This is a genomic window from Actinomadura sp. B10D3 (genome assembly GCF_039871695.1).
GTDB lineage: Bacteria > Actinomycetota > Actinomycetes > Streptosporangiales > Streptosporangiaceae > Spirillospora > Spirillospora madurae.
The window spans coordinates 36,525-53,831 of sequence record NZ_JBDPLY010000014.1 but is presented as its reverse complement, the minus strand read 5'-3'; the positions used below and the strand labels follow the sequence as shown (position 1 = coordinate 53,831).

Below are 17,307 nucleotides of genomic sequence, written 5' to 3'. Positions count from 1 at the left end.
CGGCCCCTGTTCCCGTCGCGGCGACGGGAACAGGGGCCGACCGGTGCCCAGCTCTACTGGCAGTAGTAGTGGGTCTCGGACGGACAACCTCGGGAAGTACTGTCCTTCGCCCACTTCTTCAGCCTGGCTTCGAACTGCTTTTTTGTAGTGGTCTTCCACTCGGACGTCTCGACTCCCCCGATATGGGGCAGCACCTTGACCGTGCCGTTGTGGCCGACCGTGACCTCGGGATCATCCCCGCGCTGATTCTCGTCGGTCATGGTGATGGTGAAGATTTGTGCTTTCTTCTCCTTCTTCTTCAGTTCGACGGTGAAATGCTGCGCGGGGTGACGTACCTGGCGAGGCGGACCGTCTGGTTCGAATGGGTCAGGGTCGTCGAAGGTCACGAGAGTGAACTTCCCGTAGCCCTTCCCGTCCTGATTCACAGTGAACCTGATGAGTCCATGGTTCTCGCCATGGACTCCTATCATCAGGAAACTCTCACGCTGCCCCTTGCCGGGGGTGGTCTCCTTCTGTGCGGCTGCCGCGCCACACCCGGCCAGGAGCGTGATGATGACGACGGCCATCGCGGCACGAAGGCTCTTGAGGTGCTTGTCTCGCATGGTCCTCATATCCTTTCGTCATGAAAGGTACGCGGACCGGATTCTGAGCACCGGCTCCGCGCACTGCCTGAAAAGGCGTGCCCGAATGCCGGGCCGGATTCTTATTTATCTTCGCCCAGAAGTATTGCAAATCGCGCCTGAGTGTGCAAGGCGGTATGTCGTATCGCGGGAGCCCGGGGCGTTCGCTCACGGTATTTCCGCCATCTTTTCGGAGCGGAATCGGTCACTTTCCCACCCTGCTCGCGTCGACCCAGCCGGCCCATGAGATCTCGCCCGGGGGGTAGTCGAACTCGATCTTGGAGACGTCGCCGGTCCGGTTCGTGTGCACCATGTAGCCGTCGGCCAGCTGCATGGCGACATGCCCGGCATCGGGCATGACCAGATCGCCTGGCTTGACCTTGCTCGCGGGGATCCGGCGCATCCAGCTGACTTTCTGCAGGGTATGGGTGTTCGGCGAAGCCCCCCGGTACAGGTTCGGGATCGCCCCGCTGTTCCGGTAGGCCTTGGAGACGAAGCTGGAGCAGTCGGCGTAGTTGGCCTGATCACGGATTCCGGGACACATGCAGTACGGGATGCCGAGATGGCGCAGCGCCCATTTGATGGCCTTCGCGGCCTCCGGTGTGCGGGCGCGGGCCACCGAATCGACGCACAGCTTGTGGATTTTGATGTCCTTCCTGTCGCCGTCCCGGAAGAGTTTTCTGGAGTTGTTGGCGGCAGTGTCCTTGGGGCAGCCGTCCGGCCCCACCGTCACCTGCACCGAATCGTCACCGGAGCCCTCGCCGCTGGCCAGCGAGCCGATGAGCTTGCCGGCGCTGTCGAACGGGGTGATGACGCCGCCGAAGAACCAGGCGTACTCGACGGCGATCTGGCCGAGCGAGAAGGTGCCGTCCTCGACGGAGCCGAGCCGCGACCACGCCTCGGTGGCGTCCCGGGCGACCGGCGCGCCGACCGGCTTCAGGGGGCGCGGGGCGAGCCGGGGGAGGGCGAGGGGGTCCTTGCCGGGGATCGGGGCGGTCTTCTCGTTGAGGTTCTCCCTGGCCTGGTAGTAGCCGGCCAGGCCGTTGATGTTGGCGTCATGCGCCCCGCCCGACAGGCCGACGGCCACCTGAGCCAGCGCCGAGTTATAGCCGGGGGTCCGGGCGTCGGCCTTGCAGGCCGGATCGCCGCCCGGTTCCTCGATGCCGTGCGCGCGGAGGATCTCCTCCAGCTTCGGCTGCCACCTGGCTTGGACGTCCTCGTCCTCCGGAGCCTTGTCAGCCAGTTCCGCGAAGGCCGAGGCGTGCGGGCCTGCCGCGGTGAGGAATTCGGTCATCACCTGGTTGCAGGCGTCCGATGGCTGGAACGACCCCTGCCCCGGCCCGATCTTCGAGAAGAGCTTCATGCCGGTGCCCGTGGCGATGCCGAGCTTCTGCCAGCCACCGACCATCGGCTGGTAGGGGCCGAGGTCGCGCCGGCGCTGCTCGGGGGGCTCCTTCTCGACGGAGAGGACGAGCCTGGCAGCGGTCGCGATGTTCTTGTCGACATCGCAGCGGTCGGCCAGGCCGGCGTCGCGCGCCTCCTGCTTGGTCATCGGGAAGATGCCCTGGCGGTCGTCCTCGTCGTCGTCGCACTCCTCGGTCTTCCACTTGCCGGCGCCGTAACTGACCGACACCGCCTCGTTGACGAGGGTCTTGACGGCGGCGGTCCGGTCGGACTCGACGCGGTACTTGAACTTGCCCTTCTCGTACACGCCGCCGGTGACCAGGTGGAGCTCCGAGAGGCGGTCGGCCTCGCAGCGCCAGATGAAGATGATCTTGAAGCTGATCGACCAGGACTGGTAGAGGCCGTCCGGCGGCGGCACCGTGCACGGCGCGTCGAGATTGGAGTTGCGGTCCACGAAGATGCCGGAGGTCTCGATGACCCGGGTCCAGTATTTACGGGCGTTCTTCAGGTCCTTCTTCTTCCGCCCATCGGGGTTCCATTCGGGGGCTTCGGGGTCCCCGTGCACTCTTCTTGCCGCCCTGACCAGTTGCTTGGCGACGAAGTTCGACGCGTCGCACGGGCTCTGGGGATCGAGGCCGTCGTTCTCCATCTGACCGGCCGCCGCCGGGCTGAGCAGGTACGGACCGGTGCCCTGGCGGCCCTTGCCGCCGATGGGCTCGGAGGGAGGATCGACGACGCAGCCGTCCGCGAAGACGCCCGGGCCCCGGCCGCCGGTCCCGCCGTCCTGCGCTCCGTCGCCGCTGGTCGCAGCGCCGGCCGCGACGCCCTGCGCTCCGGCCGGCGGTGAGGCCGGGTTTCCGGGCTCCCGCCGGAACCCGGACCGCTGGGTCGAGGGAGCCGGATGCCGCTCGGCTGCGTCCCGCATCTTCTGCATGATGCTGTCGACGTACTTCCAGATCGGCGGGTTGCCTGCGCAGGCGTCCTTGGGGCAGCGGCCCCAGACCCGCGGTGAGGCGGCCGACGCCGGGTGGAAGTGGGCGGCGGCGACCTGCTGCCATTTGTGGTAGTTGTTCCACTTCTTCCGGATGTCCTCGCGTGCCCTGCGGTCCTGCACGCTCGGCGGAGCCTGGCACGCGGTCTGGTACCCCATGTAGTCGCGCTTCGTGCCGCGCCAGGTGGTGCCGAGGTACTGGTAGGCGCCACAGGCACCGGAGATGGGATTCACCGCCTTGTAGTTCGGCTGACCGGACCCGCCACCGGACTCGTGCAGCCGCAGCGCGTACAGGAACCAGCCGAACTGGGAGCGAAGCGGGCCGGCGGGCGGCTTCACAGCGCGGGAGGGGTGGCTGGAGGCGTCCACCGTGGCGGTCGACCCCGGGACGTCTCCGCCGATTCCCTTGATCGGCCCGGGCCCGGCGCCGCCCGTGATGGGCCCGAGGTCATCGCCGCCACCACCGCCGTCGCCCGCCGTGGGCATCGGCTTGACCTTCCGCCCCGGGTCGCGGTCGATGTTGTCGTACGGGCTGTAGCGGGCGAAGTCGGTCTGCCTGGCGACGAGGCCGCCCACGACGGTCCACGGGACGAGGGCGTAGTCCTCCGCTCCGGAGCTCGCCGCCCGGTCGGTGCTGCGCTTGAGGACTTTCATCCACCCCTCGGGGATGTATTCCGCGACCTTGGCGTCCGATTTCTCGTCCGGCTGGCTCTGGAAACCGGCGAGCGACATTCCGCCGCCGAGCACGGCCACCATGAGCAGCAGCACGACGAGCCCGAATGCGGGCAGCACCACCATCGCTTTGCGCGCGGCCGGGGTACGAGGGGCATGGAACCGGGACGAGCGCCGCTTCCGTCCGGAGGACGGGCCGCCGTTGGCCGGCTTGACCTTGATGGCCGCCTCGCCGCGGAGCTTCACCCGATCGGGGTGGGGCCGCCGCCGGTCGGGAGCGGACCTGCCCGGCCGTACCCGCATGCGCGGGTGCCGGCCTGCGATCGCCATCCGCACGCGCCACCGGGGTCCCCGCCCGCCGCCGTCAGCGCCTGGCGCGTGGCCGCCGTGCCGGCGGTCCTCGCCGCGGGCCGCGGGGTCCAGGCGCGGGGCCGCGCCCCCCTTCCCTCGCCGCCCGGACGGGACCGGTGGCTCGAAGCCGCCTTCCTCCTCGTCCTCGTCCCCGGACCCCGCACCGTCCGCGTCCCCGGCCCTGGCGGCTTCGTCCCGCTTCCGCTGCTGCTCGAGCGGATTGACCGCGCCCTGCTGGAGCGCTTCCGCCGCGCCGGGAGCGCCACCGGGCCCGGCGGTGCGGGACGACTGCCTGGCGAGGATCTCGGCCACGTCGGGGTTCCGCTGCAGGGCGGCCACCACACGCGGATCCACGTCGGAAAGGGGCCTGACGGCCCCCGGCCGGCTCTCGAGGTCGCGCCGGGCCTCGGCGTCGCCCCCGGCCTCGTACTCTTCGTCCTCTTCGTTCACGCGTTACCTCGTAGAGCCGGCTCCGCTGGAGCCCCAGGTCAGGTCCGGTGCGGATCGATACCGCGCTCGCGTTGGACGGTCCACCGTTCTCCTCGAGACGCAAGAGCCTTCATCCCGACCTGGGCCGAGCCCGGGGTGCTTCTGAAGCGCCCTAGCCGGCCCGGATCGCGTAGCCGTTCATCCCGAGCTCGACCACGAACCGCGCGGTCTCGGGCCTGGCGCCTCCGCCCCGCGCGATCCGCGCGCTGAACCGGTACTGGGTGTTGCCGGTCGCCGCGGGGTCCTCCACGGTGACCTCACCGACCACGACCCCGTGCGGGGACGGAGCCGTCGGGGCGGGCCGTTCGGCACCGGCGAACGGGATCCCCGCCCAGTTCCCGGTCGCTCGGGCACGCGCCGCCGCCAGGGCCACGTTCAGGGCACCGGCGGGGACGACCGCCGTACCGCCACCGGTGATCGGCACCCGCGTCGCGGCGGTGGAGGCGAAGCCTTCGGCCGACGTGCCCGTCGGGACGCCTGCCGGAGGGGACGCCGGCGGGACGGGTGCCGCGCTCCCGTCTCCCGGGGCAGGGGGCGCGCCGAGGCCGGGGGACCCCAGCGTTTCGGGCGCGTACCGAGGGGCGTCGTCCCCGGCGGCCGCGGCGCCGCCGGGGGACCGGTCGTCGGCGAACACCGCGCCGGACACCAGCATCACCACGACGGCGACCACCCCGAGCCATGCCGCCGCGTCCCACCATTCGGGCAGTTCGGCGCTGTTCCACGGGCGCGGCCGACGGCGAAAGCCCTGACGGGCGTAATCGGTGATCTTCGCCATTCCGGTGACCGTCGCCGGCAGGACCCGATGCGCAACCCGCCCACCGGGCCGAAAGGTCACGATCGGGCGTGGCCGCCGGGACGAAACTCCGCACGATCCCCGGTATGAGCGAGGAGGAGGCGGTGACGGGCCCGGCGATGCTGGCCGCGACCAACATGCTGAAGTTGCCGCCGGCGGTGATCGGCAGCCTGAACGAGCAGTTCACGCTGCCCCGTACCGTCAAGTTCACCACGCTCTTCGCGATCCTGCTTGGGGCGATCGTCGGGTTCCTGCTGGCCTTCGCCGTCCTGGGCCCGGGATTGGACGCGCTCATCTACGGGCCGGTGCTGGGCGGAGGAGCGGGGTGGGTGGGCGTCAGTTACTCGCCCCTGCAGGGCGAGTCGCTGGCCAAGTGGCTGGGGCTGCAGATCATCGGCACCCGCCGCCGCAAGCTGATCCTCGACGGGCGTCCGGTCCGCCTGTACGTGGGGATCGCCCCGCTCCGGCGCACCGCCGCCGGCACCGTCCGGATGCTGCCCGGCGGCGTGCCGGTGGACGCCGTCCGCTGGGACGCCCGCGGCGTCCCGCAGCAGGAGATGCCGGGTGCCGACCGGTTGCCGCCCACCGCTTCGCGCCGGAACCGCGGGCTTACCGCGTCCCCCCGGCTGGCCGGCGGGCGCGACCCGCGCCGGCGGCGGCACTGACACGAAACGACAACTTGCGCATCGGTGCGACCGCCGCACTGTTTCCGCAGAGGAAGCGACAAGCCAGAGCTCGAACCTCAAGGAAACCATTGCCAGAGCAGTCGCCCACGCGCTTCACCATGGTGCCCGCCCGGCGTTCCAGCGAGCCGACCGCACGCCGGCGCGCCAGGAGGATCCTGGGCGCGCTCTTTCTTTCGGCGAGCCTGAGCGTCGTCGCCGTGATGATGAGCCTGGCCAAGGAGAGTGCCGAGCCCGATCTGTCATCGGTCGACCCCGAGGGGCGTGACGTGGCCTACGCGGCGGCGGTGAACTTCCTGGCCGGGGCCCGGCAGGACGTGCCGCACGCCGACACGTTCGACCCGGAGGCCGCCATGAACATGCCGGGCGACAAGCCGCGCGCCCCGCTGGACTACCGCTCGCTGGGCTGGGTCGGGTTCACCCCCCAGCGCTTCGGGTCGGAAGAGGTCGGCTTCACCGAGTTCGAGGTGCACCACTTCCTCGTCGTCCTGGACCCCCCAGCCGTGACGCCTCCGCAGGGCCCGAAGTCCCCGAGTCCGCAGAGCCCGCCGCGGAACCGGGGCTCGCAAGACTCGCCGCGGTCCCCGGGCCCGGGGACCGGCGGCGGTTCACCGGCTCCTTCGGGGCAGCCCCGCCCGCCGCAGGCGCCCGCTCCTTCCGGTTCCCCGGCCGCCCCCTCGGGCTCCCCCGCTCCCGGCGGTGCCGGGGGGACCCCCGCGCCGCCGCCCGGGACGAACGTGCTCCAGCTGGACGTGCCGGTGCTGCTCGACACCAAGGGACCCCGCCTGGCCGCCGCGCCCGCCTTCGGGACCTGGAAGAACGGGGACCGCGGGGCGAACGGCCGTGGCGACTACAGCAACTACAGCACCCTGGCCACGGAGGTCAGCGATGCGGCGAAGAACCAGATCCTGCTGTGGGCGAAGGCGTACGCCACCGGCGATGCGGTGGGCCTGCTCGCGATCACCGGCGACCAGAACAGCGGCCACAGTTACGTGGGGCTGTCGGGTTTCACTCTCCCGGACTCGCCCGAGGCCGTCCAGATCCTCTCGGCCATCCGGGCCGCGAACGACCAGCTCATCGTCCGGGTGCGGGTGCGGCTCGCCAGGGCGGCGACAGGCGGGAACGACGCGGCCGGGCAGTTCACCACCTTCGCGGACTTCGATCTGCTGGTGGGCGGACGGACCGGAGCCCAACCGCCCATCCTCGCCTGGGGCCCCGCCGGGTCCGCGGCGGAACTGGAGCCCTACTCCAACGCGGTGGGCGATTGACCGGCTGCGCGACCGATCAGAAACGCACAACACGGAGGCTCAAGAATGTCGGTCACGGGATTGCTCATGACAGTGTCCGCGCAGGCACTGGCACCACCCGACGGCAGTGAGGGGGCCGACACTTTCTTTGAAACCGACATCGGCGAGGCCATCGTCAAGCTCTGCGGCGCCATAGCCGTCGTCATCATGCTGCTCGGCATTTTCCGGATGGTCCGGGGCATGGGCCGGGGCAGGCCCGTCGAAGCCTTCAGGGCACTCGGCTTCGGACTGGTCATCGGTGCCCTGCTCTTCAATCTGAGCATCACCGTCGATGCCGCGCAGGTCGTGGCCGATCTTCTTAAGAAACTCATGGAGAGCATCACCGAAATCGGCGGGCTCTCCAAGAAAGAGTGAACCATGTCGAACCCCCTGGGGCCGGAGTTCGGCCAGCCTCGGCGTGACGAATCGTCCGACGAGTTCGGGGCCTTCTTCACCGCCCTGCTCACACCGGTGGTCGCGTTCCTGCTGTTCCTCATCGTCCCGGTCCTGCTCGCGGCGGCGCTGTTCTACGCGCTGCGCCGGGTGCTGCAGCGCCGGGACTGGGCCATTCTCCTGCTGGCGGGCTTGGCCGGATTCGCTCTCTACGCCCGGGACAACGCTTACGGGTACGGCTACTGGATGGCCAGCTTCGCCGGACTCGGGCCGGGGAGCCCGCGGGAGGTTCCGGTCACCGCGCTGCTGTGCATGGCGGCCGCGATGGCGGGCTGCGCCGGCCTCATCTTCGGCCAGGCCATCGGTTCCCCCGTCTCCGCGTTGAGTTCGCTGCTGCGGCTGAAGAAGAAGATCATGGATGTGCTCGACGGCGCGTGGTTCCGGCGCAAGGAGATGGTCGATGACGGGCTGACACCGCGGCAGGGCCGCCGCGAGATGCTCAGGAAGCGGGTGGAGAAGCGGGTGCCGCTCAGCCTCGTCCCCGCGGTGCGCGGCCCGTACGCCACGGAGAAGGCCCGGCAGACGCCGCTGAAGGCCAAGGCCGTCCCGCTCGGGCTGGGCTCCAGGGACCGGCCGGTATGGCTGAGCGTCCAGGAGATGGGCATGCATGGGGCGGTGGTCGGCTCCACCGGCAGCGGCAAGACCGTCACCCTGATGTGGCTGATCGGCGCCGCGCTCGACATGGGCTACGACGTCACCGTCCTCGACCTGAAGGAGGACACCCAGCCAGGCGGCCTGCGCGACTTCGTGCGCGCCTACGGGCGGATGCACCGCGTGCCGCTCCAGGAGATCGCGCTCGCCGACGAGCAGCCGGCGTTCTGGTTCAACGTGCTCGACGGCATGTCGCCCGACGAGGCGTTCGACACCGTCATGACGCTGGTGGAGTTCGACGACGCGTACTGGCAGGCGCTGAACCGCAAGATCCTGCAGCAGGTGGTGCAACTGGGCCACCAGGCGGCCGAGGTGGCGCCGAGCCGGTTCCACCCGCCCACCATGCTCGAACTCGGCAAGATCATGGAGCACGGCGCCAGAATGCGGGACGCCGTCCGGGATCGGGTCCAGGTCGTCGACGCGGTGCACGGCACCGGCTACTGCCTGCAGCGCTACACCAACGTGCTCCGGCCGTCCGCGGACGAGGGCAAGTCCGCGGCCAGTTTCGGCACCAAGCTGACCGGCCTGTACGACTCGTCCGCGGGACGGCGCATCCTGGTCGGCGGGGAGGGCCGGCGGGCGATCGACGTCCGACAGGGCGGGCTCACCTACATCGGCCTCAACTCGCTCGGGCAGCCCGACATGGCCAAGATCCTTTCGTCCTCGGCGCTGCAGCGGCTGTCGGTGTACGCGGCGCAGCGCATCCAGGGCCGCGCCCCCAAGGACCGGCCGCGGCTGATCGTCGTGGACGAGGCCAACTTCATCCACCGGGAGATCGCCATGAACATGCTGGCCCGGGTCCGGGGCGCGCTGTTCAGCATGATCCTGTGCACGCAGGGCCCGACGGATTGGATCGACAAGGACGGCGACGACTGGTCCCGGTTGACGCAGAACATCAACTGGCTGGTCGCGATGGCCCAGTCGTCGCCGGAGTCCGCGGAGAAATGCGCCGACTTCCTCGGCATGCGCGACAACGGCAAGTTCTCCGAGCGGGTCGGTGAGCACGGGCACCCGCTGGCGTACCAGACCATGGACGAGGAGGAGTACGTCGTCGATCCCAAGGAGCTGCGGGACCTGGGCACCGGAGAGGCGTACCTCCGGGTCAACAAGCCGCGCAGCAGGGTGGAGTACGTCGTGATGCCGATGCGCCGGCAGGAACTCGACCGCTACTCGCCGCCTGACCCGTACGACCTGCCCGGCCGGCACGAGCTCACGGCCGCGGCCATGAGGCCGCCTCCGCAGCGGCGGGCACCCGAGTGAGAGCCACACCCGAGTCGGCGCCCGCACCCGAGCGCTCTCCGGGCAGGCGCTCTCCGGGCAGGCGCTCCCGGGGCAGGCGCACCACCCGCGAGCGCGTCCCGGGCGAGCGTGCCCGCGGCGGACCTGCGGTCACGCCCGCGAAGGAGGCGCCGGATCCACCGGGGCGATCGGGCCGGCGATCGCGAGCGCGGGCGGTCGCGGTGGAGACCGCGGTCGTCGTGCTGCTGGGCACCGTGCTGGCGGCATGCTCCCTGGTGCTGCTCGTCCGCGGGTCGCCAGGGCCCTTCAGGGCCGGGATCCCGGAGCTGGTCACCGCCTGCGCGGCCGGCTTCGTGGCCGCCGCGGTCATCCGGGTGAACGTGCGGGTGCACCGCCGGTGGAAGCTCACGCTCGGCCGCTTCACCGCGGCAGCCGCACTGTGCGCCGTCTCCGCGGTGGCGGGCGCGCTGGTCGTGCTGGTCCCCGGCGAATGCCCGGGCGATAAGTTCGCCGCAGGGCGCTGCGGGGTGCGGGAGTCCTCCACCTGGGGAATGGCGGCCGGGCTCGGTGCCGTGGTGAACTTCTCCCTTGCCGGCTTCGCGCTGGGCCTCTACCGGAGCGTCCGGGACGTCCTCCTCGACGGCTCGGCGCAGGCTGTGGACGGGCTCAGAGCGCTCAAGCGCATCCGGCGCGAGCGTGCCGGACGGAGCCGGGGGAAGCGACCGCGCGGCGGCGCCTGATCAGTTTCAGGGAACGGCCTTCATGTACGAGATCGGGTGGCCCGGCGGCTACGTCACCAAGCAGAAACGGCTCCGGCTCCAGGAGGGGGCACTCTACGGGGCCGGGACGGCGGCGCTGGCGGCGGTGTCGCTCTGTTCCCTCGTGAGCACGGTGACCGTAGCCGACCCGGCCCTGCTGCGGGGGCTGACCGCGGTCACCGCGGCGGGCACGGCGGCGGGATGCCGCTTCACCTGGACCCGTACCGCGCGGGCGCTGCGGCAGGCACGCCGGTACGCCATCGGAGCGCGGTCCGAACTGGAGGTGCGGAAGGCGGTCCGGCGCACCGCGTCGATCGCGGCGGCGTACGAGCTCATGCTGGGCGGTCGCGGCGGTGACTGCGACGTGGTGGTCTTCACCCGTGACTGCGGTGCCGCGGCGGTCGAGGTGAAGACCGGGCACGGCAAGGTCGAGGTCGAGGACGGCGCCATGCGGGTCGGCCGGCGGGTACTGCACGGCAGTCCGGTACGGCAGGCGGCGAACCAGGCCCGCAAGGTGTCGCGCAGGCTGGGGCGCAAGGCGGTGCTGGCGGTCGTGTGCGTCCCCGGGATGACCAACCGGCCGTTCGTCGTCGCCGGGGTGTGGGTGTGCGGCACTAAGGACCTCGGACCGGTGCTGGCGCAGGCGCCGCGCGTCTTCGCCTCCGCCGCCGAAGCGGAACGGACGATGGAACGGCTCGGGCGCGCGAGCCCGGGCCAGGGCGGCACACTCTAAGGCAACTGGGGATGCCAGGCCCCCGACGAGATCACCAGCAGGGCCGCCAGGCAGGCCACGAGTACGGTGACGACGGCGGGAAGGCCCGGCCGCGGCATCGGGATCCCGCGGCCGCGCCGCACGGCACCCGCCGGACCCTGGTCGCCGAGGCCGGTGTAGTCCGTGTGGTCGGTGTACTCGAGGGGGCCGTCCAGGTAGAGGTCGTCCTCACCGGTGCCGTCATCGACGAACCATGCACCCTGCCGCCCACCGGCAGGAGCATTCGGAGCTGTGCCGGGAGGGGCGCTGGGAGCCGTGCCGAAAGGGGGGCTCGGGTCTGTGCCCGGGGGCGCGTCCATAGGGGTGCCGGATGAGGCGGGCGACGGGTCTCGCCTGGGCGTCACCGGCATTCCGTTCCACCAGACCTCGCCCTGCTCACGCCCGCCGGCTCCCCCGCTCCGCCCCTCGTCCTGCGCCGCCGGCGGCTGGCCTGGCTCGCCCGCGGCGGGCTCGTCGGTGTCGTCGACGATCCACGGGTGGGCGTCCTCGTTCCCGGGGTCTCCAGTGGCCGTTGGGGGGACCCGCCCGGTCTCCGGTGGCCGCTCGTTGTTGGTCATTTCCGCCTTCCGGCTCCCGCTGAACCCCTTCAGCCGGCGTCCGCGGGGGCTCGCTCTGCTTCGCCGGCGCCTTCGCCGGATCTGCCGCACGCCCTTCCGGGACAGGCCGAGCTGCTCGCCGATGACGCGAAGCGGCTGCTCCGGACTTGCCGCCCAGCTCGAACCGGCTTGTCGGAATACCGTTCCCGGGGATCGAGGTTCGGCAACCCCTGGCTGCCGGCCACCCCGCAGGGTGGAGCCGGGAGGGCGCCGACCAGCTCGTCGGATCGGCGTTCCAGCGGGCGTGGTCGAGCAGCCGCTGCATCCCGTCCGGAGTGGCGTCCCCGGCGAACTCCGCCAACACAGCGGGGAACGAGGAACGGGTTGCCGATTCGCGCGTGTCCGGACTCTTAGACATAGGGGATGTCGAGGTCGGCGAATCAGCGTCTAGAGCGCTGGACGAGACCAGGCGAGAGCTCCCCGCCTGCGAAACGGAGGAACACGACGGTGCAGACGATCCTCGGCGACCTCGGGCTGGAGTCCCCGCTCGTCGGGACGACGGTGACCGCGCACATCACGTCGATCGGTCCGGACGGGTTCCGGTGCGCCGTCTACGATGTGGGTACCCTGCGCCCCCGCGACGCGCTCCTGCCGCGCTCGGAGGCGTACAGCCTCCCCGAAGAGGTCGCGCCGCCCGAACTGAAACCCGGCGACACCGTCATCGCCCTCGTCGTCGACGTGGCCGAACCGGGCCCGCGGGGCACCGGGCTGCTCATGCTGTCGGCGCTGGCGCCGGAGCTGGCCGGGCTGCTCCTGGCGGGATTCACCGACGAGCTCCTCACCGGCAAGGTGGTCATCAAGAACATCGCCAGGGTCGCCGGCACCAAGACCAAGATCGCCGTGGCTCCCACCGTCAAGGGTGTGGACGCGCGGGGGGCCTGCATCGGCCGCGGCGCGAGCCGGATCAAGAGCGCCGAGGCCCTGCTGAACCGCGGGTACGGCAGGGAACGGTTGGAGATCATCGAGTACTCCAGCGACCGTGCCGTCTACCTGGCCAACGCGATGAACCCGGTCCGGGTCACCGATGTCCTGGTGGAGGGGGAGAACGCGATCGTGACGGTCGAAGAGCACCAGCTGTCCGGCGGCATCGGCGAGGGCGGCCTGAACGCCGAGCTGGCCGGCCGGCTCACCGGGCTCTACATCCGGATCGTCAAGGTGGGCACCGACATGCGCGCGGAGATGGACCAGCTCGTGGCCGACCGGGCCGCCGCACATGCCGCATAGCAGCGCCGCGGCCCGCTTCGAGATCAGGTTCTCGCCGGGCTCGCGGTGCGGCCGGGAGACGGGTCCGGCGAACATGCGGACGCCGGCGGCACCGACACCACCCTGACCGGCCGCCGGGCACTCGCGCGACAGCCGCGATGCCACTGGACCGGGCGGCGGGGAGAGGTGAGCAGAGTGATCCGGCGACGGCTGGGCTTCGGCGCGATCTGCTTCCTGGTCGCGCTGGGCGTGCTCGGGGTGCGCTCCTCGCCGTACTACACCGTCGGGCCCGGCCCGGTGGTCCGGATCGGCGGGCAGGCGCACGGGTCGTGGGCGGTCACGACGGTCCGGGTGCGGGACGGCAACTGGTTCCAGTGGGCGGTGGCCAGGGTGCGCGGGGAACGCTCGGTCCGCCGCACCGGCGGGGAGGGCGACGGCGGCCCGTCACCGGCGATGGCGCGGTCGATGCGCGTCTCACAGACCCGGGCCGCCCTGGTCGCGTCCCAGCTCGCCGCGGGCAGGGCCCCGATCGGCGGTGGCGGCCTGCAGGTCACCCGCATCCTCGGAGACGCCGAAGCGGCCGGCCGTACCGGCCTGCGTCCCGGCGACATCGTGCTGGGCCTCGACGGGAGGCGCGGCCCCGTCCCGCTGCGCACGGAGACCGACCTGGAGGCCGCGGCCGCCGAGGACACCGACCTGCGCGTGCTCGTCGCTCCCCGGGCACGCGGTGGCACGATGGGCCGCGTCCGGGTCCAGCGGATCCCCGCCGGGCGGCTCGCGGATGTACGGGCCGATCCCGCCGCCGTGGACGCCGTGACCTACTCGCTGGGCGCCGTGCAGGGACCGTCCGCCGGGCTCATGCTGACGCTCGCCCGGCTGGACGCGCTCACCCCGGGCGAACTGACCGGTGGGCGCCACGTCGCCGGGACGGGCGGCATCGGCCTGGACGGCGCCGTGACCCGTGTCGGCGAGGTCACCGGGAAGGTCCGCGCCGCGATCGCCGCACACATGGACGTCTTCCTCGTCCCGGCCGTGCAGAGCGCCGAGGCGGCGCGGGCGGCCCAGGGCAGCGCCATCCGCATCGTCCCGGTGCGCACCGCCTCCGACGCCGCCGCCTGGCTCACCGCGACCGGCGCCACCCGGAACTGACCGTGAGCCGCAGCTGGGGCCCGGTGGACATCACGGCCCAGGGCCGGCCCGCAGATGCTGCGGTTCGGACGTACATCATCGCCTCATCGAACTGGGCGTGGAGCCACCAAAATGCCGCGCCCGATTCCGGCGGCTCGCTGGCCGATCGAGCTTCCTCCGGGACTGTCCCTGTCGTGGTGCTCAACGAGAAGGCACCACGTGACACAAACGAGAACACAAAAAGGAAGAGGGACTCTCATGTCCGAAATCGGTGGCACGGGCGAGGTAGCGCCCGACCATGAAGAACTGATCGCCATACGGCGGTATCTGCACGCCAACCCGGAGTTGGGGTACCAGGAGTTCGGTACGACCGAGCGTCTCCGCGCTCGGCTGACAGCGGCTGGGCTCGAGCCCAAGCTCCTGCCCGCGGGCATCGGGCTGTTCTGCGACATCGGTCCGGATCGCGGTCCGATCATCGCGCTGCGTGCCGACATCGACGCGCTGCCGATGCAGGACGAGAAGAACGTGCCGTACCGGTCGAAGGTGCCGGGTGTGGCGCACGCCTGCGGGCATGACGTCCACACCGTCATGGTGCTCGGCGCGGGACTGGCGCTGGCCCGGCAGGCCAAGGATCTGCCAGGCCGGGTCCGGCTGCTGTTCCAGCCCGCCGAGGAGATCCCCGGCGGTGCCTGGGACATCATCCGCGCCGGCGGCATCGAGGGCGTGGAGCGCATCTTCGCGCTGCACTGCGACCCGTCGCTCGAAGTCGGCCAGGTCGGCCTGGTCACCGGCCCGATCACCGCGTCGATCGACGTGGTGGAGGTGACGGTCACCGGACCGGGCGGGCACACCGCGCGGCCGCACCTGACCGTCAACCTGGTACCTGCAGTGGCCGCGATGGTGAACCAGTTGCGCGCGGCGCTGCCGCGGGGAATCGACGCTCGCTCCAGCTTCAATCTGGAATGGGGAATGGTGGAGGCTGGTTCAGCGGCCAACGTCATCCCCAAAGAGGGATATCTCAAGGGCACCTTGCGTTGCCATGACAACGAGGTCCGCGGGAAGGCGCTGGAGATACTGAAGGAACAGGTACCCCAGGTGGCCGAGAAGTACGGGGCCGAGGCGGAGCTGACCATCGAGCGCGGTCTGCCGCCCACGGTCAATGATGCGACCTGCATCCAAACGGTGCGGGACGCCACCGGGCAGGTGCTGGGCCCGGACGCGGCCGTCTCCACTGAGCAGAGCATGGGTGGAGACGACTTCGGTCTCTACCTGAACCCGATCAAGGGTGCCTATGTCCGGCTGGGCGTGCGTACCCCGGGGGCGGCCAAGTACGACCTTCACCAAGGCGGCTTCGATGTCGACGAGGCCTGCATCGAGGTAGGCGTCAGCCTGCTGCAGGCCATAGCGTTGAACGCGCTCGCCCAGTGACAGGCTGAACGAACCACACGGGGCCCGGCTGACGGCCGGGCCCTTCCAGCGGCCGATGGCCGGACGGGCTGCCCGCTCGTCATAGGGATCCCCGCGCCGAGTCCCACATCGCCACCGAGCGACAGGCCCGCGGAGATGAGAAGAGGGCGCGGCTTGTAAACCACGCCCTCCCGTCATGTTGTTTTCTCAGGCTGCCACGCCTGATACCGAGAGGCTCCTCTCGAACAACTTCAGCAAGAGCTTGCGGTCCAGGTCTGGCGTGGCGTTTTCCGCGTACCAGCAGTTCGCTCTTTTTCGCTCAATCATGAACTCTTCGGTCCCATGCTTGAACAAGCGACTCTTGAACGGACTGCTCATCCCTGGTCGTGCCGTTATGTAGGCGCCGCGGAACCACTTATTGAATTCTTTGCGTCCCAGGACATATTGCATGGTGAGTGGGCGATCGTCGTGATGGTAAGCCTGCCCACCATCGAAGATCTCGCTCTCCACCAACGGACGGTGCCCTGACCAGGACATCTGTCCCTGCTTGATGTTGCGCCATTGCGGCAACTCATCGATGAGTCTCGCACGCATGATCGTGCCCGGCGGAATGACCCGCGGATCATTCTCCCCCTGGCTGGCATCCATGCCCCGCGCGGTGTTCATGGAGCGGAGTTTGTGCATGTTGAACGGAATACCGTACATGCCGATCCGCTCTTGTGAGAAGATCGGTGCCTTCCGGTCCCACCACAAGATCGTCGCTGATGCGCTGAGGATCAGCGGGGCGAAGAGCGGTCTGGATTCCCTGCAGATGTACAGATCCCAATCCCGCTTCTCTTTGCTGCGGAGCCACTCTGAGCCGATCTTCTTCGTGTCTGGTGCCGCGTTTAGAGCGTTCCAGAGTTTCTGGACGGCCTCTTCTCCTGTAAGCATGTATGCCTCGTTTCCTTCGTTGGGCACTGTCGACTACAGTGCCTCTCGCCCACCGGGGATAGTTCCGAGATGAATGTGAACCGCAACACTTCGCGATCGCGGCCGACGTGTGTCACATCGCCGGCGGATGCGAGCCCGCGACCCCGCGGGACGCAGGGTCGGACCGATGCGGGCCGCCTTCCTATCGGTTTGGTAGGGTCCTGCTCTCGATCTTCGTATCCCCGACGTATTCGCCGAGGTCGCCCCAGGTCCGAAAGCCGTCCGTTTCGATATCCGAGAAGGAGCGATGTTGCTGCGAGGGGCGCTGCCCTACATGCCGGTGGGCGGGCACGTCGGGATCGTGGATCCGGGCGTGGGCACGCCGCGCCGGCCGGTGGCGATCAAGACGCGGCGCGGTGACGTTCCGGCCTACCGGTTGCCGGAGGTATCGACCTCCTTCCACGGGCGCGATGTCTTCTCTCCGGCCGCCGCGCACGTCGCGGCCGGTGTGGACGCGGCGGAACTCGGGGCCGCCGCCGACCCGCTGCCGCTGGACGTCCCCGCCCCGGTCGCGGGCGATGGCGAACTGACCGCTCCGGTGCTGTACACCGACCGGTTCGGAAGTCTGGTGCTCGGCGCGGGGCGCGCCGACCTGGCGGCTGCGTTCGGCACGGTGGAGCCAGGCACTCCCTTAGATGTGGAGTGAAACGTTGCAGACGGGTCGTCCCGCGCGGTCCGCGCCCCGTTCCAGCGCACCTTCGGCAGCGTCGCCATCGCGGAGCCGCTGCTGTGGATCGACTCGTCCGGCTGGCTCGGCCTGGGCGTCAACCAGAGCCGGGCCACCGATGTCCTCGGTCTGGCCGGCGCGTGAACCCTCACCCTGCGCGCGGCTAGGCATG

The 17,307-nt window shown here is 70.4% G+C and carries 15 protein-coding genes; 10 read left to right on the top strand and 5 right to left on the bottom strand.

The genetic code is table 11. From position 1 onward, the window contains the following. Positions 1 to 53 precede the first annotated feature (53 nt). From ABGB11_RS21580 to ABGB11_RS21570, 3 genes are all read right to left on the bottom strand, one after another. Positions 54 to 602, bottom strand: a complete 549-nt coding sequence (locus tag ABGB11_RS21580; RefSeq protein ID WP_347635521.1) for a hypothetical protein — start codon at positions 600 to 602, stop codon at positions 54 to 56. Positions 603 to 825: 223 nt separating this feature from the next. After that, positions 826 to 4,488 (bottom strand): NlpC/P60 family protein, encoded by a 3,663-nt coding sequence (locus ABGB11_RS21575; RefSeq protein ID WP_347635519.1) that lies wholly within the window; start codon positions 4,486 to 4,488, stop codon positions 826 to 828. 151 nt (positions 4,489 to 4,639) lie between these two features. Further along, positions 4,640 to 5,302 (bottom strand): hypothetical protein, encoded by a 663-nt coding sequence (locus ABGB11_RS21570; protein ID WP_347635518.1) that lies wholly within the window; start codon positions 5,300 to 5,302, stop codon positions 4,640 to 4,642. Positions 5,303 to 5,406: 104 nt separating this feature from the next. On the opposite strand from ABGB11_RS21570, the gene ABGB11_RS21565 reads away from it, so the two are divergent. The 6 genes from ABGB11_RS21565 to ABGB11_RS21540 all read left to right on the top strand — a co-directional run bounded on the left by ABGB11_RS21565 (position 5,407) and on the right by ABGB11_RS21540 (position 11,123). Continuing rightward, entirely contained in the window at positions 5,407 to 5,985 is a 579-nt protein-coding gene (locus tag ABGB11_RS21565; protein WP_347635516.1) for a hypothetical protein, read from the top strand. An 89-nt stretch (positions 5,986 to 6,074) separates the two neighbouring features. After that, positions 6,075 to 7,271, top strand: a complete 1,197-nt coding sequence (locus ABGB11_RS21560; protein ID WP_347635514.1) for a hypothetical protein — start codon at positions 6,075 to 6,077, stop codon at positions 7,269 to 7,271. Between the two features lie 45 nt (positions 7,272 to 7,316). Then, complete coding sequence (locus tag ABGB11_RS21555) at positions 7,317 to 7,664, top strand: hypothetical protein (RefSeq protein WP_347635512.1); 348 nt, start codon at positions 7,317 to 7,319, stop codon at positions 7,662 to 7,664. A 3-nt stretch (positions 7,665 to 7,667) separates the two neighbouring features. After that, complete coding sequence (locus ABGB11_RS21550; protein ID WP_347635510.1) at positions 7,668 to 9,653, top strand: helicase HerA-like domain-containing protein; 1,986 nt, start codon at positions 7,668 to 7,670, stop codon at positions 9,651 to 9,653. A 200-nt stretch (positions 9,654 to 9,853) separates the two neighbouring features. Next, positions 9,854 to 10,372, top strand: coding sequence for a hypothetical protein (locus tag ABGB11_RS21545; RefSeq protein WP_347635508.1), 519 nt, complete (start codon positions 9,854 to 9,856; stop codon positions 10,370 to 10,372). A gap of 22 nt (positions 10,373 to 10,394) precedes the next feature. Beyond that, positions 10,395 to 11,123, top strand: a complete 729-nt coding sequence (locus ABGB11_RS21540; protein WP_347635506.1) for a nuclease-related domain-containing protein — start codon at positions 10,395 to 10,397, stop codon at positions 11,121 to 11,123. On the opposite strand, the gene ABGB11_RS21535 is transcribed toward ABGB11_RS21540, so the two are convergent. Then, positions 11,120 to 11,719, bottom strand: coding sequence for a hypothetical protein (locus tag ABGB11_RS21535; protein WP_347635504.1), 600 nt, complete (start codon positions 11,717 to 11,719; stop codon positions 11,120 to 11,122). The two genes, ABGB11_RS21540 and ABGB11_RS21535, sit on opposite strands and share 4 nt — an antisense overlap. Before the next feature lie 486 nt (positions 11,720 to 12,205). Between ABGB11_RS21535 and ABGB11_RS21530 the strand changes: the two genes are divergently transcribed. The 3 genes from ABGB11_RS21530 (at position 12,206) to ABGB11_RS21520 (ending at position 15,517) form a co-directional block, all read left to right on the top strand. Further along, positions 12,206 to 12,982 carry a hypothetical protein gene (locus tag ABGB11_RS21530; protein ID WP_347635502.1) on the top strand — a complete coding sequence of 259 codons (777 nt, stop codon included), beginning with the start codon at positions 12,206 to 12,208 and terminating at the stop codon, positions 12,980 to 12,982. A 165-nt stretch (positions 12,983 to 13,147) separates the two neighbouring features. Continuing rightward, entirely contained in the window at positions 13,148 to 14,110 is a 963-nt protein-coding gene (locus ABGB11_RS21525; RefSeq protein ID WP_347635500.1) for a S16 family serine protease, read from the top strand. A 237-nt stretch (positions 14,111 to 14,347) separates the two neighbouring features. Beyond that, on the top strand, positions 14,348 to 15,517 hold the full coding sequence (locus ABGB11_RS21520; RefSeq protein WP_347635497.1) for an amidohydrolase: 1,170 nt from the start codon (positions 14,348 to 14,350) through the stop codon (positions 15,515 to 15,517). A gap of 186 nt (positions 15,518 to 15,703) precedes the next feature. Here ABGB11_RS21520 and ABGB11_RS21515 read toward each other — a convergent pair whose 3' ends face one another. Then, positions 15,704 to 16,456 (bottom strand): sugar transferase, encoded by a 753-nt coding sequence (locus tag ABGB11_RS21515; RefSeq protein ID WP_347635495.1) that lies wholly within the window; start codon positions 16,454 to 16,456, stop codon positions 15,704 to 15,706. Positions 16,457 to 16,646: 190 nt separating this feature from the next. Here ABGB11_RS21515 and ABGB11_RS21510 point away from each other — a divergent pair, with 190 nt between their 5' ends. Then, positions 16,647 to 17,114 (top strand): SAM-dependent chlorinase/fluorinase, encoded by a 468-nt coding sequence (locus ABGB11_RS21510; RefSeq protein ID WP_347635759.1) that lies wholly within the window; start codon positions 16,647 to 16,649, stop codon positions 17,112 to 17,114. Positions 17,115 to 17,307 lie beyond the last annotated feature (193 nt).